The sequence below is a fragment of the Streptomyces sp. NPDC102462 genome (genome assembly GCF_044765425.1).
In the GTDB taxonomy this organism is placed as follows: Bacteria; Actinomycetota; Actinomycetes; order Streptomycetales; family Streptomycetaceae; genus Streptomyces.
In genome coordinates this window covers 32640-46169 of record NZ_JBIWKB010000042.1, presented here as the reverse complement: position 1 = coordinate 46169, position 13530 = coordinate 32640, and the positions used below count along the sequence as shown (strand labels likewise).

Genomic DNA, 13530 nt, shown 5'->3' with positions numbered 1-13530 from the left:
TCCCATTTGCCCGGCGCCATCGCAGAGCGCGCCGTGTGGCGCGTTCTCTCCTTTGCCGTGGCTGACCGCATTGAGGCGGTCGTATTGCGCACCACGGAGTTGACGGGCGCGTGCCGACGAGACTCCGGAAGGTTTCGCATTCGCATGTCCGTGTCCAGCACCGACCATGTCGTCGTGTCCGAGCACACCGAGAATCCCGAGCACACCGAGAACACAGAGAACACCGAGGCCGTCGAGGACGCCCGGGCCGATGTGGCCACCGAGACCACTGAGACCGCTGACACCCCTCAGATCACCTTCGCCGACCTCGGCCTGCCCGAGGGCGTCGTGCGCAAGCTCGCGCAGAACGGCGTGAGCGTGCCGTTCCCGATCCAGGCCGCGACCATCCCGGACGCCCTGGCCGGCAAGGACATCCTCGGCCGTGGCCGCACCGGCTCCGGCAAGACGCTCTCCTTCGGCCTGCCCACGCTGGCCACGCTGGCGGGCGGCCACACCGAGAAGAAGCGCCCGCGGGCCGTCATCCTCACCCCGACCCGCGAGCTGGCCATGCAGGTCGCCGACGCGCTCCAGCCGTACGGCGACGTCCTCGGCCTGAAGATGAAGGTCGTCTGCGGCGGCACGTCCATGGGCAACCAGATCTACGCCCTGGAGCGGGGCGTCGACATCCTCGTGGCCACCCCGGGCCGGCTGCGCGACATCATCAACCGCGGCGCCTGCTCCCTGGACGACGTGCAGATCGCCGTCCTCGACGAGGCCGACCAGATGTCCGACCTGGGCTTTATGCCCGAGGTCACCGAACTGCTCGACCAGGTGCCGGCGGGCGGCCAGCGGATGCTGTTCTCCGCGACCATGGAGAACGAGATCAAGACCCTCGTCGACCGCTACCTCTCCTCGCCCGTCTCGCACGAGGTGGACGCGGCCCAGGGCGCGGTCACGACGATGTCCCACCACATCCTGATCGTGAAGCCCAAGGACAAGGCGCCGGTCACCGCGGCCATCGCCTCCCGCAAGGGCCGCACCATCATCTTCGTCCGCACCCAGCTGGGCGCCGACCGTGTCGCCGAGCAGCTGCGCGACGCGGGCGTGAAGGCCGACGCGCTGCACGGCGGCATGACCCAGGGCGCCCGCACCCGGACGCTGGCCGACTTCAAGGACGGATACGTCAACGTCCTGGTCGCCACCGACGTCGCCGCCCGCGGCATCCACGTCGACGGCATCGACCTGGTGCTGAACGTCGACCCGGCGGGCGACCACAAGGACTATCTGCACCGGGCCGGCCGTACCGCCCGTGCGGGTCGCACCGGCACGGTCGTCTCCCTGTCGCTGCCGCACCAGCGGCGCCAGATCTTCCGCCTGATGGAGGACGCGGGCGTCGACGCCGCGCGCCACATCATCCAGGGCGCAGGTGCCTTCGACCCGGAGGTCGCCGAGATCACCGGCGCCCGCTCGATGACCGAGGTCCAGGCCGAGTCCGCGGGCAACGCGGCCCAGCAGGCCGAGCGCGAGGTCGCCCAGCTCACCAAGCAGCTGGAGCGCGCCCAGCGTCGCGCGACCGAGCTGCGCGAGGAGGCCGACCGGCTGGTCGCCAGGGTCGCCCGCGAGCGCGGCGAGGACCCGGTGGCCGCGGTGGCCGAGGCGCAGGCGTCGGCGGCCGAGGCGACGACCGGGGTGTCCGTGCCGGAGCAGCCGACGGCGCAGGACGCGGAACGGCCGGAGCGGGCCGAGCGCGCGGAGCGCGGTGAGCGGACGTCGGCGCCGGGCGGGTACGAGCGTCGCGACCGGCGCGATGAGCGGGGCGAGCGCTCCGGGTTCAACCGCGACCGGGACCGGGACCGTGACCGTGGCTTCGAGCGGCGTGAGGACCGGGGCGGTTTCCGCCGGGACGACCGTCGTCCGTTCGACCGTGACCGTTCCTTCGACCGTGACCGTGACCGGGACCGTGAGCGTGGCGGGCGTTCGTTCGAGCGGCGTGACGACCGGGGTGGCTTCCGCCGTGACGACCGTGGCGGGCGTTCCTTCGAGCGGCGTGAGGACCGGGGCGGTTTCCGCCGGGACGACCGTCGTCCGGTCGACCGTGACCGTTCCTTCGACCGCGACCGCGACCGGGACCGTGAGCGTGGCGGGCGTTCGTTCGAGCGGCGTGACGACCGCGGTGGCTTCCGCCGTGACGACCGGACCGGGCACCGCGGCAGCGACCGTCCGTTCAACCGGGACCGCCAGACCGACCGCCCCGGCTTCCGCGCCGGCGGTCACGACCGTCCGTACGGCCGTCGTGACGACCACCGCGGCTCCGGCTCCTTCGGCCGCCGCGAGGACAAGCCCCGCTGGAAGCGCAACGGCTGACGCCGAGTGAGGCGAGGAAGGGCCCGTACGACTCCGGTCGTACGGGCCCTTCCGGCGTTTTTACGGGAGCGGGCGGCGCAGGTCCGGTCCCTCCGGGTGCCGGCAGGTCCTCGATTGCCCACTCGAACCCCTCGGCCCGGCTGTACCATCCTCAGGTTCGCGTGGGGGAGTGGGCCGAGGGGGTGTTCACCGGGTCCCGCCGCCGCGCCTCTCATCACATCCCTGGGGAGGGACCCTATGACCCGGCGTGCCCGGATCGTATGCGCACTCGTCGGCCTGGCCGCCCTCGGCGCCGGCTCGCTGACCGCCGCGGGCCCGGCCGCCGCGGACACCACGACCACGCCGATCAGCACGGACGGCGTGTGGGGCATCGACTACGCCGGTGGTTTCCTGTCCACCGTGGAGAACACCCCGAGCGGTTCCCAGTGGGTGATCGGCCGGCAGCTCTCCGCGGACGGCGCCACCGTGCTGAACAAGACCACCCGCGGCTTCGCGGGGGTCTTCGCGGAAGGCTCCCATCTGCAGCGGGTGCCGTGCGACGCCGGTCCGCAGGGCTGTGTGCCGATGCGTTCGTTCGGCAACACCTACGTCGGCCGGTTCATGGACGACGGCACCGGCAGGCAGTCGGCGGAGATCTTCCTTACGACGAACACGCTGAGCGGCAACAAAGAGCCCACCGTCACCGGTGGCCGCTTCGTCGACGCCACCGGTCGCTACTACGTCTACCAGGCGTCCTCGACCGGCAAGCAGTACGTCGACGCGGTGAACCCCTACCGCAGCGAGGACGTACGGCTGACCCGGCCCGTCACGGCCGCCGCCGTATGGGGTGCGGCCCTGTGGACGCCGGGCACCGGCAACGGGGTCGTCACGGCCTACGACCTGGAGGCGAAGAAGACCGTCGCGACCGTCTCCACCGGCGCCCCCTGCACGGTCAAGGAGCTCCAGGTCATCGGCCGCTGGATCTACTGGAACTGCGGGCCGACGGGCGCCGCCGGCGTGTACGACCGCACGGCCAAGAAGAAGATCACGGTGCCCGCAGGACCCGCGCTGGTCGGCGACGGCTATCTCGTCCGGCACGACCGGGCCGCGGGCGCCCTGATGCTGACGGACTACCATTCCGGTACGGCCGCCGCCCCGCGCGCGATCGCCGATCTGCCGGCCGGGACCATCGCCGACCAGCGGCGGCTGACCTGGACGGTGGACAAGTTCGGCGGGGACATCGCCTATGTGGGACCGGACAAGGCGATCCGGATCGTCCAGAGCGGGGTGCCGGCCCAGCCCCTGGCGAAGATCGAGTCGGACGTGGGCGGCGACGCGGTGGACGTGAAGGGCCGCGTCGCCGTCGATAGCTGGGGCAGCTACTGGCAGTTGAACAAGCCCGCGCGGTGGACCTTCACCGTGAAGGATGCCCGGGGGCGCACCGAGCGCACCATCACGGGCCGGGGCGCCCATGTCGAGGTCGACTGGGACCTGAAGTCGGACTCGGGTGCCTATCTCACCAACGGCCCCAAGACCTGGAGCCTGACGGCCATCGCCGAGGACGGCGGTGGCACGTACACCACGGGCGGTCCGCTGGGGTACAACGGCGGTCTCCCGGGCTTCCACGACCAGGGGTACTACAGCTACGGCGAACTCGTCACGCTCAACTCGGCCGGCGCGCTGACCCTCCACCACACCCTTGGCAAGGGCACGTTCGACTTCAAGAAGACCGGTTCCGGCTGGCCGGCGGGGACGGTGGCGGTGCCGTTCGGGGACATGGGCACGGACCGCTGTGCCGAGATGCTGGTCCGCATGCCGAACGGCGAACTGCGGCGCTACGCGGGCCGCTGCGGCGAGGCGTACACCCCGTCGCGCAGCCACACCTCCCTGGGCACGGGCTGGAACGCCTACAACGTCCTCACCGCTCCAGGCGACCTGACCGGTGACGGCCGTACCGACCTGCTGGCGCGGAAGGCGTCGACCGGGGACGTCTACCTGTTCGCCAACGACGGCGCGGGCAAGCTCAAGAAGGGCGTCAAGTTCCGCACCTGGTCGACCTACCGGAAGATCGTCGGCGCGGGTGACCTGAACGGCGACGGCTTCGGGGACGTGCTGGCGCTCGACAAGGCCGGGACGCTGTGGCGTTACGACGGCACCGGGGCCGGCCAGGTGAAGGAGCGGGTGAAGGTCTTCTCGGGCTGGGGGGCCTCGTACAACGCGGTCGTCGGGGTCGGGGACATCACAGGTGACGGCAAGAACGACCTGGTCATGCGGGACACCGCGGGCAATCTGTACCGGCAGACCGGCACGGGCAAGGGGTCGTTCGCCGCGCGGGTGCGCATCGCGACCGGCTGGCAGTCCTACAAGGGGCTCTTCTAGAGCACCGGAGTCTGGGGGGCTGAGGAGCCCGGGGTCTGTGGGGCTGAGGGGCCCGGGGTCTGGGCCCCGGGCCCGGCCTCCGCGTCCGACCGGAGCGGCGCGTTCACCCGGACCGCCGCTTTCCGGTCACCGTGTGACGCATGTCATACGCCCGGCGAGGGAATCGCTGGGGACATGACAGATGAGGCGATCGCGGGCCGGCCGTCGGACGAGGAACGGCTTGCCCAGCTCGGTTACACCCAGGTCCTCGCCCGCCGGATGTCGGCGTTCTCCAACTACGCCGTCTCCTTCACGATCATCTCCGTCCTGTCCGGCTGTCTGACGCTCTACCTCTTCGGGATGAACACCGGCGGCCCGGCGGTGATCACCTGGGGCTGGGTGGCGGTCGGTCTCATGACGCTGTTCGTGGGCCTGTCGATGGCGGAGATCTGCTCGGCGTACCCGACGTCGGCCGGCCTGTACTTCTGGGCGCACCGCCTGGCCCCGCCGCGCTCGGCCGCCGCCTGGGCCTGGTTCACGGGCTGGTTCAACGTGCTGGGCCAGGTCGCGGTGACGGCGGGCATCGACTTCGGCGCCGCGTCCTTCCTCGGCGCCTATCTGAATCTGCAGTTCGGCTTCGAGGTCACCCCGGGCCGCACCATCCTGCTGTTCGCGGCGATCCTGCTGCTGCACGGCCTGCTGAACACCTTCGGCGTGCGCATCGTCGCCTTCCTGAACGGCGTCAGCGTGTGGTGGCACGTGCTGGGCGTCGGCCTGATCGTCGGCGCGCTGGCCTTCGTACCCGACCGGCACCGCTCGGCGTCCTTCGTGTTCACCGAGTTCGTGAACAACACGGGCTGGGGCAGCGGCGGGTACGTGGTGCTGATCGGCCTGCTGATGGCGCAGTACACCTTCACCGGCTACGACGCCTCCGCCCATATGACGGAGGAGACCCACGACGCGGCGACGGCCGGCCCCAAGGGCATCGTCCGCTCCATCTGGACGTCCTGGGTGGCCGGTTTCGTCCTCCTCCTCGGCTTCACCTTCGCCATCCAGTCGTACGACGGGGCGCTGAACTCGCCGACGGGGGCACCGCCGGCCCAGATCCTCCTCGACGCGCTCGGCGCGACCGCAGGCAAGCTGCTGCTGCTCGTGGTGATCGGCGCGCAACTGTTCTGCGGGATGGCGTCCGTGACCGCCAACAGCCGCATGATCTACGCCTTCTCACGCGACGGCGCGCTGCCCCTTTCGCGGGTCTGGCACACCGTGAGCCCGCGCACCCGCACCCCCGTGGCGGCGGTCTGGCTGGCGGCGGCGGGCGCGCTCGTCCTCGGGCTGCCCTACCTGATCAACGAGACCGCGTACGCGGCCGTGACCTCGATCGCCGTGATCGGCCTCTACATCGCGTACGTCGTCCCGACCCTGCTGCGGGTCCGCAAGGGCGCGGCGTTCGAGCGGGGGCCGTGGCATCTGGGCCGCTGGTCGCAGCCGATCGGGATCGTCGCGGTGGGGTGGGTCGGCGTGATCACGATCCTCTTCATGCTGCCCCAGGTCTCCCCGGTCACCTGGGAGACCTTCAACTACGCCCCCATCGCCGTCCTGGTCGTCCTGGGCTCCGCCGCGACCTGGTGGCTGACCTCCGCCCGCCACTGGTTCCTCACCCAGCAGATGCCCACCCCTCCCCGCCCCGACGCACACCCTGGCCAACCCTTGAGCGACCGCGCCGACTGACACGCTGGGGATTGCGGGGGCCTGGGCTGGTGGGCCTGAGGGCTACGGGGCATCTGGGGCCGATGAGTCGAGGAAACCTGGAGGGATCCGCCGACCGATGGGACTGGTGGCCCCCTGCCATGCGAGCCGGTTTCGGTCGTTCTGTCCTCGCGACGCGGCCGTGTCCTCGATACCCGATCGGCGACACGGCCTCGTCCGGCTATGCTCGGGGAGGCAACATCGCCCTGGGCCCTTAGCTCAATTGGCAGAGCAGTGGACTTTTAATCCATTGGTTGTGGGTTCGAGTCCCACAGGGCCTACGGATGAGCCCCAGTTCAGAGAACATCTGGACTGGGGCTCACGGCGTTTTCGGGCCCTCAGTGATCGTTAGCTCGCCCGAGGCGCAGGCGATCAAGACATGGAGCGGCCCCGACCGGATCGGCGTCCCGCCGGCGGACGGACGAGGGCCCCACGAGGACCGGTCAGACCGGCCAGGCGTCCGCTGGCGAGTCCAGCCACGCATGTTGCCTGCCGTCCGCGGCCACCGTCAGGCCGAAGCGCTCCAAGCCGGGTTGCTCGACTTCGAGCCACCAGCCCAGAGCCTCAAGCACCTCGTCCCACAGCCGCCGCGGGCCCGCCTGCCACACGGTCGCTTCCTGGCCGTCGCGGAACATCACACACGCCCAGGAGCGGTCGGTGAGCCCGTAGAACCACACCGGCCGGGCGCCGTCCCGCTTCTCTGCAACCGAGCGGTGGCAGTCGCGGACGCGCAGACCGATTGCGAAGGTCCGCGGATCGAAGCGGCCTTCCCCGAGCAGTTCGGCCTCGGTCACTTCCGTCGTGGACCGCTCGGCACCGGCCATGCCCCCGCTCAGGTACTCGCCGTGGCCGTCGAACGGAAGCCGTTGCGAGCGCAGCTTCATGAATTCCACGGGCCCGGTGAATTGGCCGCTCGCCTCCGCGGTACCGGCCGAAAGGCGGACCAGGGCGTCGGCGTTGCTGAAATGCGTGCCCCAGGGGGCGACGATGATGCCCCCTGGCCGGGTCTGCTGGATCCACTGCGGCGGTACTGCGCGGATGCCGGCCGTGGCGATGAGGCGGTCGAACGGTGCCCCCGTCGGGTCGCCGAGCACGCCGTCCCGGGTGAGGACCGCACCGAGCAGTGCCCGAGCGGCGAGACGTTCTCGGGCGGCCTCAGCCACTGTCGGGTCGATCTCGATGCTGGTGACCCTGTCCAGCCCCAGCCGGTGTACCAGGAGGGCGGCGTTCCATCCGGTGCCCGTGCCGATCTCCAGCACCTTGTGCCCGGGCTGCACGTCCAGGTCACGGAGCATCCGGAACACGACGGACGGCATGGATGCCGATGACGTCGGTACGCGGACGGGCCCTTCGCCAGGCGATTGGTCGTCCCACTGCGTGACGATCGGAACGTCTGCGTCGGCGTAGGAGAACCACAGGCCCGGCTCCTCCCGCAGGTCCACGGTGACGTGCGTGCCCGAGTCCATGTCGAACGGCCAGATCACCTCCGGCAGGAAAGCGGACCGCGGCACTGCCTCGAACGCGTCCTGCCAGTCCGGGGCCATGGCCCCGCGCGCCAGGAGAGAGCGGCCCAGCTTGGACCGCTCCTCCGACAGATCAGTTGGCGCCATCAGCCGGTGATCCTCGGGCCGCCGTCGGGGGACGGGGGCTCTTCCGGACCCGGCCAGGGCTCACCCGGCAGGCCGTCGCCGCCTTCTCCTTCGCCGCCGCCGCGGGTCATCACACGCATCATCTTGTGTCTCCTTCGTCCGTGATTCATGGTTGCCCGCCTCGGTCGCAGCCGGGTAGAGGGCGGGGCCCGCCTCGCTGTCTTGCGGATCCTGCGACGGGGCGGGGGCTTGTATGGCCGTGGCCCGGGGAGTGCGTCAGTCGGGCGTCAGCGGCAGGGAGGGCAGCAGTCCGCCGGCTGCTTTCACGACGTCTTGCCGGTGTTCTCGTAGTGGTCGCACAGGGCACGCAGCACGCGGGCCAGGCGGCGGACGTAGGCGACCGCTCCGCTGAGCCCGGGGCGCGGCTCGGCGCGCAGTTTGCCTCTGGCCTCGCCGACGCAGGCCACCGCGCAGTAGCGGGGAATGCTGCTGTCGGGCAGGCGCAGGGCTGCCGTCTCGACCTCGGCCACCAGCAGTTCGAGGTGCCCGCGCAGGGTGCTGACGAGGGTGGGGAGTTCGTCGGCGGCCGGGGGCAGTACGTCGGGGGCGTCGTCCGGGCCGAGCAGGCGGGCCACCGTCGCCCGCATCCCGTCGATGTCCGGTGGGCGTTGGTCCGCTCGTGCTCTGGCCGCAGTAGTGTGCGACATGTCGACTCCTTCGCAGTCGGCCATGCCCCGGGACCGTTCGCGCGGTCGCCGGGGCGCTGTCCGACTTATGGAATCGGCGTGCTACACAGGGTGACAGTGATGTGGCGTCCCAGTTTCACGACGCTATTCGCCGACCCCCAGGAACTCTGCCAACGGCCGTAGCCCCGGAGGGTGGTTGGGGAGCGCCCACAGATCACGGACGATGGCCACCGCCAAGGTGTGATGCTGCATCCACGTCGGTGCCGCACGGCGAAGCGACTCCAGTGCCTTCACGGCGCCCGCCGCGTCCCCGAGATCCGTATGAGCGCGGGCCACGTCCAGCAGCAGCCACGTTCGCCAGGATGGCGGTACGTCCTTGCCCAGCCGTATCCCCTTGGCGAGGGCCAGGGCGTCCTCGGGGTGGCCGTACTGGACGGCTAGCCGGACGCGCTCGATGCGCACCGACGACGGGCTGAACACGCTGACCATGCGGCTGTCGCTGCCCTGCGGCAGCTTGGCCACACGGGCAGCTTCCGTCTCCGCCTTCTCCATCAGCGCGGCTGCACGCTTGTAGTCGTTGCTGCGTGCGGCAGACGTGGCGGCGGACATGGTCAGCGCGCCCCAGACCTTGAGGCCGTCAGCGGTGCCCGTATGCCCCCTGTCTCGGATGTCGTCTGCGGCGTGCAGGGCGATGCTCAGGGCGTCGCCAAGACGCCCCTGCCGCTGGTAGGTCCACGCAACGGAGTTGACGATCATGGGGCGTAGCAGGGGGTCGGAGGACAGGTCCGCGGCGTCTATGGCGCGCTCCAGGCTGATCAGAGCGAGATCCGTTTTCCCCATGCGCACGGCGACGTGCCCGGCGAGTTGAAGGGCCTTGCCCAGCGCTGCGAAGCCACCCCTCCGGGTCTCCTCGTCGGACGACGCTGTGGCGGTGCGCGCATCCGAGATCAGGTCGGGAAGCGCCTTCATCACCGTGTCGAACTCCGCGGCGTGGTACTGCGTCCAGCCGTCCGCGATCTGCTCGCGCAATCCGGTCAACGAGAAGTCGGGGCCCGGCGGCTCCGGTGCTGGCCCCCAGAGAGCCGGCATGATGGCGCGCCGCACCGCCACGAATCGTGGCCCGTCGTTCTCTCCCGTCGATGAGACTGCGGGAGGATCCCCAAGGAGAGTCGTCAGTTCTACGCCGAGGCCGTTCGCCAGGGCGTGAAGCGTGGGCAAGCGTGCCGAGTGTTTCCGTCGTTGCTCCAACTGCCGGATGACGTCCACGGACACGTCGGAGCGCTCGGCCAGTTCCTCTTGGGTCAGGGAGGCCAGGCGGCGCAGGCGTCGGAGAGTTCGGCCCAAGTCGTCGTTTGCCACGCTGTCACGGTACGCCGACCCAGTGGCGGGGTAGCGCGGCATGTCGGTCTGGGCATGACGAAGCGCCCCCTGCACGGCCGCTTGGGTTCTAGCGATCACCGCAACACCCGCGCTTCGGGGACGCGATGGCCTTCGAGATCCGAAAGATCCGATTGGTTGTGGGTTCGAGTCCCACAGGGCCTACGGATGAGCCCCAGTTCGGAGTGGGTCTGGACTGGGGCTCGTGGTCTTTTCGGGTCGGTCCTGGCCGGCCGGGCCAGGGGATCGCGTCAGGGAGCGGGGGAGAGCAGGTCGATGACCATGGCCGTGGTGGTGACGGTCTTGCCTTCGATCTCGGCGGTGCAGCGGAGCGCGTAGGCCCCGTTGCAGGCGGAGCCGGTGTGCACCGTCACGGTCACGGTCTTGCCGGCCCAGGGGAGTTCGGTGGCCTTGAGGTTGAACGAGCGGGGACGCCAGCGCGCGGTCGGGCGGGTGTGAGCGACCCAGTGGTCGGTGAGGGTGGTCATGGCGGTGGCGGTGACGGCCACGGGAAGCCCGGGGTAGCCGTCGAAGTGCCCCGCGCACAGGTCGGGGGTGATGTCGATGTCAGCGCTGACGGTGTTCTCGCCGATGCTGAGGTTCTTCAGCGGAACCGGACGGCCGTAGGGGTTGCCGGGCTGCCGGCCGGTGTGGCCGGGCTGGCCGAAGAAGTGGGCGAAGAGTTTTTCGCTGAGTACGTCGTAGGTCACCGTGAGGGTGGCGAGGTCGGTGCCGTCGAGGTCGGTGAGCCTGGTGTGGGCGGTGACGTGACGCGGATCGCTGAAGACGGCCTGTGCGTGGCCGCGCAGCGCCGTGGGCGGGGGCGTTCCGGGCGGGGTGGCGGGGGCCAGCCACTGGCCCACTCCGCTGCGGGCGAGGTAGTAGTGGCGGTCCGGGCTGGGATTGACCGTGGAGGCCGCGGACAGGCCCAGGACGGCCAGGTGCCGTGCCGCTTCGAAGAGACCGATCGGTGTGGCCTGGCGGCCGACGTCGGTTTCGACGGGGATGGTGGCGGTCACCGTGCCCGGAGCCGTCTGGCGCAGATCGGTCAGGGCGAAGTAGGGAGGGGTGACGCAGATGCGACCGCTGACGTCGAGGAGCGGCACGGATGCGGTGTCCATGGGGGCATGCCCTTCGCTGGGGTGGTCCGGGAGCGAGTCAGAGGGGCCGGAAGGCGAGTGCGGTGTTGTGGCCGCCGAAACCGGATGAGTGGCTGACGGCGAGTTGGACGCGTTGCTCGCGCACCGTGGTGGTGACGGCGTCGATCTGGTCGGTATCGGGGCCTTGCGCGGTGAGATTGGCCACCGGGGGCACCTTGGCGTGGAAGACGGTGAGCGCGGTGAGTGCCGCCTCGACCGCGCCGGCGGCGCCGAGGGTATGACCGGTGGCCCCTTTGGGGGCGGTGACCGAGGGGCGGCGGGGATAGATGCGGTGGATCAGCGCGGCCTCGACGGCGTCGTTCTGCCGGGTGCCCGTGCCGTGGGCGTTGACGTGGTCCACCTCGTCCGGCGTCGCATGCGCACCGGTCAGAGCGCGGTGTACGGCACGTTCGAGTCCCTGGCCGTCGGGGTCGGGGGCCACGGGGTGGTGGGCGTCGTCCGTGTTGCCGTACCCGGCAAGCAACGCGTATCCGGGCTGCCCGCGGTAGCGCGCCGCCGCCGCCGGTTCCAGGACCAGGACGGCGGCGGCTTCGCCGATGACGAAGCCGTCCCGTTCCGAGTCGAAGGGGCGGGAGGCCGCGGCGGGGTCGGCTCGGCGCGTGGACAGGGCGCCCATCTGGTGGAATCCGGTGACGGTCAACGGGTGGATGCCGGCCTCGGTGCCGCCGGCGATCGCTATGTCGCAGGCGCCCGAGCGCAGCAGGTCCCATGCGGTGCCGATCGCGGTGGCCCCGGTGGCGCAGGCGGTCGCGGTGGCCAGGACGGGTCCGCGGGCCCGCAGGTGCAGGGCGACTTGAGCGGCGGCCATGTTCGGCAGGTACTGCGGCATCAGCAGCGGGGAGACCGCGGCGGCGCCGTCGGCCAGGTACCGGTCGTACTGGGTCAGCAGCGCGGTGATGCCGCCCAGACCGGTGCCCAGCACCACCGCCACCCGGTCCCGGTCGAGCGCCGCGAGATCGAGGCCGGCGTCGGTGACGGCCTGGCGGGCCGCGGTCAGGGCGAGCTGGCAGTGGCGGTCGTACTGCCAGGCGCGCGGGCCGGGGCACATCGTCGCCGGGTCGTAGCCGGGGACACGGCAGGAGAAGTCCACTGGAAGGGCGTCCAGTTGGGGATCGCGGGCGGCGGTGGCGACACCCGTGCACACGCCTTCCCACGTGGCGGCCGTGTCAAGGCCGGCGGGTGTGACCAGGCCCAGTCCGGTGACGGCGATCTCCGACCGGCGCGGCCGGGCACCGGTCACGGCGTGGCCTGCGTGCGGTCCGCGGCCCGGGTGGGCTCCGCGCTCGGCTCGGGCAGCCAGGACGCCAGGACGTCGACCGCTTCCCGCAGGGTCAGCTTCTCGCTGATCTCGCCCGTCTTGTGCTGTGCGTGGTGCTGGTCCTTCAGCGTGACGTGCAGTTCGGCTGCGGCCAGGGAGTCCAGGCCGAGTTCGCTGAGCAGGGCTTCGTCGCGAATGTCGGCGGGGGGCACTTCGAACTTCCCGGTGAGCACGGTCACCAGGGACTCGCGGGCGGTCGGCATGGCTGAACGCTCCTTCGCTCGGTGTGCGGGGTACGGCCGCCTCGTGGGCGGATGATCCGGTCGAGTCGGATCGTCGAGGTGTCGAGCGGGGCGCGCTCAGTGGATGCTGTTCATGAGACCGCATGCCGACGAGGCGCTGCCAGCCTCTGCCGACAGGAAGAACGTGCGCATGATGCACCTTTGTCTCCTTGTGAACGGCAGGCCGTTGCGGAGCCGGGTCCTGGGCCGGGCCGTAAGGAGAAGGGGCAGAAGTGAGTGTGCCCCTCGCATGGCATCGGCGTCTGCGAGGGGCACACCCTGTGGGGGACCTGCCGCGGCGGGCCTGAGAGGCGCCAAAGGTCCGCCGGTGGTACCCAGGCTCATGCTGGTGCCGGCGCACCGGGCCGTCGAGCCGGGCGGGACATCCGGGTGACGGGCGCGCATGTGGTGTCGGGGTAGCTTTGGCGGGGACACCGGTCCTCGGGGAGGGAAGAGATCGTGCAGGACACGGCGGGTGTGGCGCTTCGCGTGCTGCGCTGGGTGGGCTCCGGGGTGGCCGCCGTCCTGGAGTATGTGAACCTCCGTGACGGCCTGCGGGGGCTCAGGCGTGACGCGCGGCGCGGAGCCCGCCGTTCGCGCTGAGGAGTCCGTCCGCCGGACACGGCCCGGTGAGGGCGCGCGTCCGGTTCGGCAGCGCACGGCGTACGCCGTCCGGCCGGCCCACCCCGTCAGCGCACGGCGTACGCCGACACAACCCCCCCCGGCCAGTGCACCGCGCACGTCGTCATG

The 13530-nt window shown here is 71.0% G+C and carries 11 protein-coding genes and 1 tRNA gene; 5 read left to right on the top strand and 7 right to left on the bottom strand.

Annotation, left to right across the window (positions count from 1 at the left end; genetic code table 11):
- Positions 1-144 precede the first annotated feature (144 nt).
- From ACIRFL_RS29980 to ACIRFL_RS29965, 4 genes are all read left to right on the top strand, one after another.
- A complete protein-coding gene (locus ACIRFL_RS29980) occupies positions 145-2343 on the top strand; it encodes a DEAD/DEAH box helicase (protein WP_404034484.1) in 2199 nt (732 codons plus the stop codon).
- 237 nt (positions 2344-2580) lie between these two features.
- Positions 2581-4701 carry an FG-GAP repeat domain-containing protein gene (locus tag ACIRFL_RS29975; RefSeq protein WP_404034482.1) on the top strand — a complete coding sequence of 707 codons (2121 nt, stop codon included), beginning with the start codon at positions 2581-2583 and terminating at the stop codon, positions 4699-4701.
- Between the two features lie 174 nt (positions 4702-4875).
- Positions 4876-6411, top strand: a complete 1536-nt coding sequence (locus ACIRFL_RS29970; RefSeq protein ID WP_404034480.1) for an amino acid permease — start codon at positions 4876-4878, stop codon at positions 6409-6411.
- 226 nt (positions 6412-6637) lie between these two features.
- Positions 6638-6710, top strand: a tRNA-Lys gene (locus ACIRFL_RS29965).
- Positions 6711-6872: 162 nt separating this feature from the next.
- Here the strand turns inward: ACIRFL_RS29965 and ACIRFL_RS29960 are convergent.
- From ACIRFL_RS29960 to ACIRFL_RS29930, 7 genes are all read right to left on the bottom strand, one after another.
- The gene (locus ACIRFL_RS29960; protein ID WP_404034478.1) at positions 6873-8039 is read right to left on the bottom strand and encodes a methyltransferase domain-containing protein; all 1167 of its coding nucleotides are present in this window, start codon (positions 8037-8039) and stop codon (positions 6873-6875) included.
- Positions 8039-8161: a hypothetical protein gene (locus ACIRFL_RS29955; RefSeq protein ID WP_404034476.1), complete on the bottom strand. Its 123-nt coding sequence runs from the start codon at positions 8159-8161 to the stop codon at positions 8039-8041. The genes ACIRFL_RS29960 and ACIRFL_RS29955 overlap by 1 nt, the downstream gene beginning before the upstream one ends.
- Positions 8162-8341: 180 nt before the next feature.
- Positions 8342-8725, bottom strand: a complete 384-nt coding sequence (locus tag ACIRFL_RS29950; protein ID WP_404034474.1) for a DUF6415 family natural product biosynthesis protein — start codon at positions 8723-8725, stop codon at positions 8342-8344.
- 123 nt (positions 8726-8848) lie between these two features.
- Positions 8849-10063 carry a helix-turn-helix domain-containing protein gene (locus tag ACIRFL_RS29945; RefSeq protein WP_404034472.1) on the bottom strand — a complete coding sequence of 405 codons (1215 nt, stop codon included), beginning with the start codon at positions 10061-10063 and terminating at the stop codon, positions 8849-8851.
- Between the two features lie 269 nt (positions 10064-10332).
- Positions 10333-11202, bottom strand: coding sequence for a hypothetical protein (locus tag ACIRFL_RS29940; protein ID WP_404034470.1), 870 nt, complete (start codon positions 11200-11202; stop codon positions 10333-10335).
- 37 nt (positions 11203-11239) lie between these two features.
- Complete coding sequence (locus tag ACIRFL_RS29935) at positions 11240-12481, bottom strand: beta-ketoacyl-[acyl-carrier-protein] synthase family protein (RefSeq protein ID WP_404034468.1); 1242 nt, start codon at positions 12479-12481, stop codon at positions 11240-11242.
- A complete protein-coding gene (locus ACIRFL_RS29930; protein ID WP_404034466.1) occupies positions 12478-12762 on the bottom strand; it encodes an acyl carrier protein in 285 nt (94 codons plus the stop codon). The genes ACIRFL_RS29935 and ACIRFL_RS29930 overlap by 4 nt, the downstream gene beginning before the upstream one ends.
- Positions 12763-13239: 477 nt before the next feature.
- On the opposite strand from ACIRFL_RS29930, the gene ACIRFL_RS29925 reads away from it, so the two are divergent.
- Positions 13240-13383 (top strand): hypothetical protein, encoded by a 144-nt coding sequence (locus ACIRFL_RS29925; protein ID WP_404034464.1) that lies wholly within the window; start codon positions 13240-13242, stop codon positions 13381-13383.
- Positions 13384-13530: the final 147 nt, after the last annotated feature.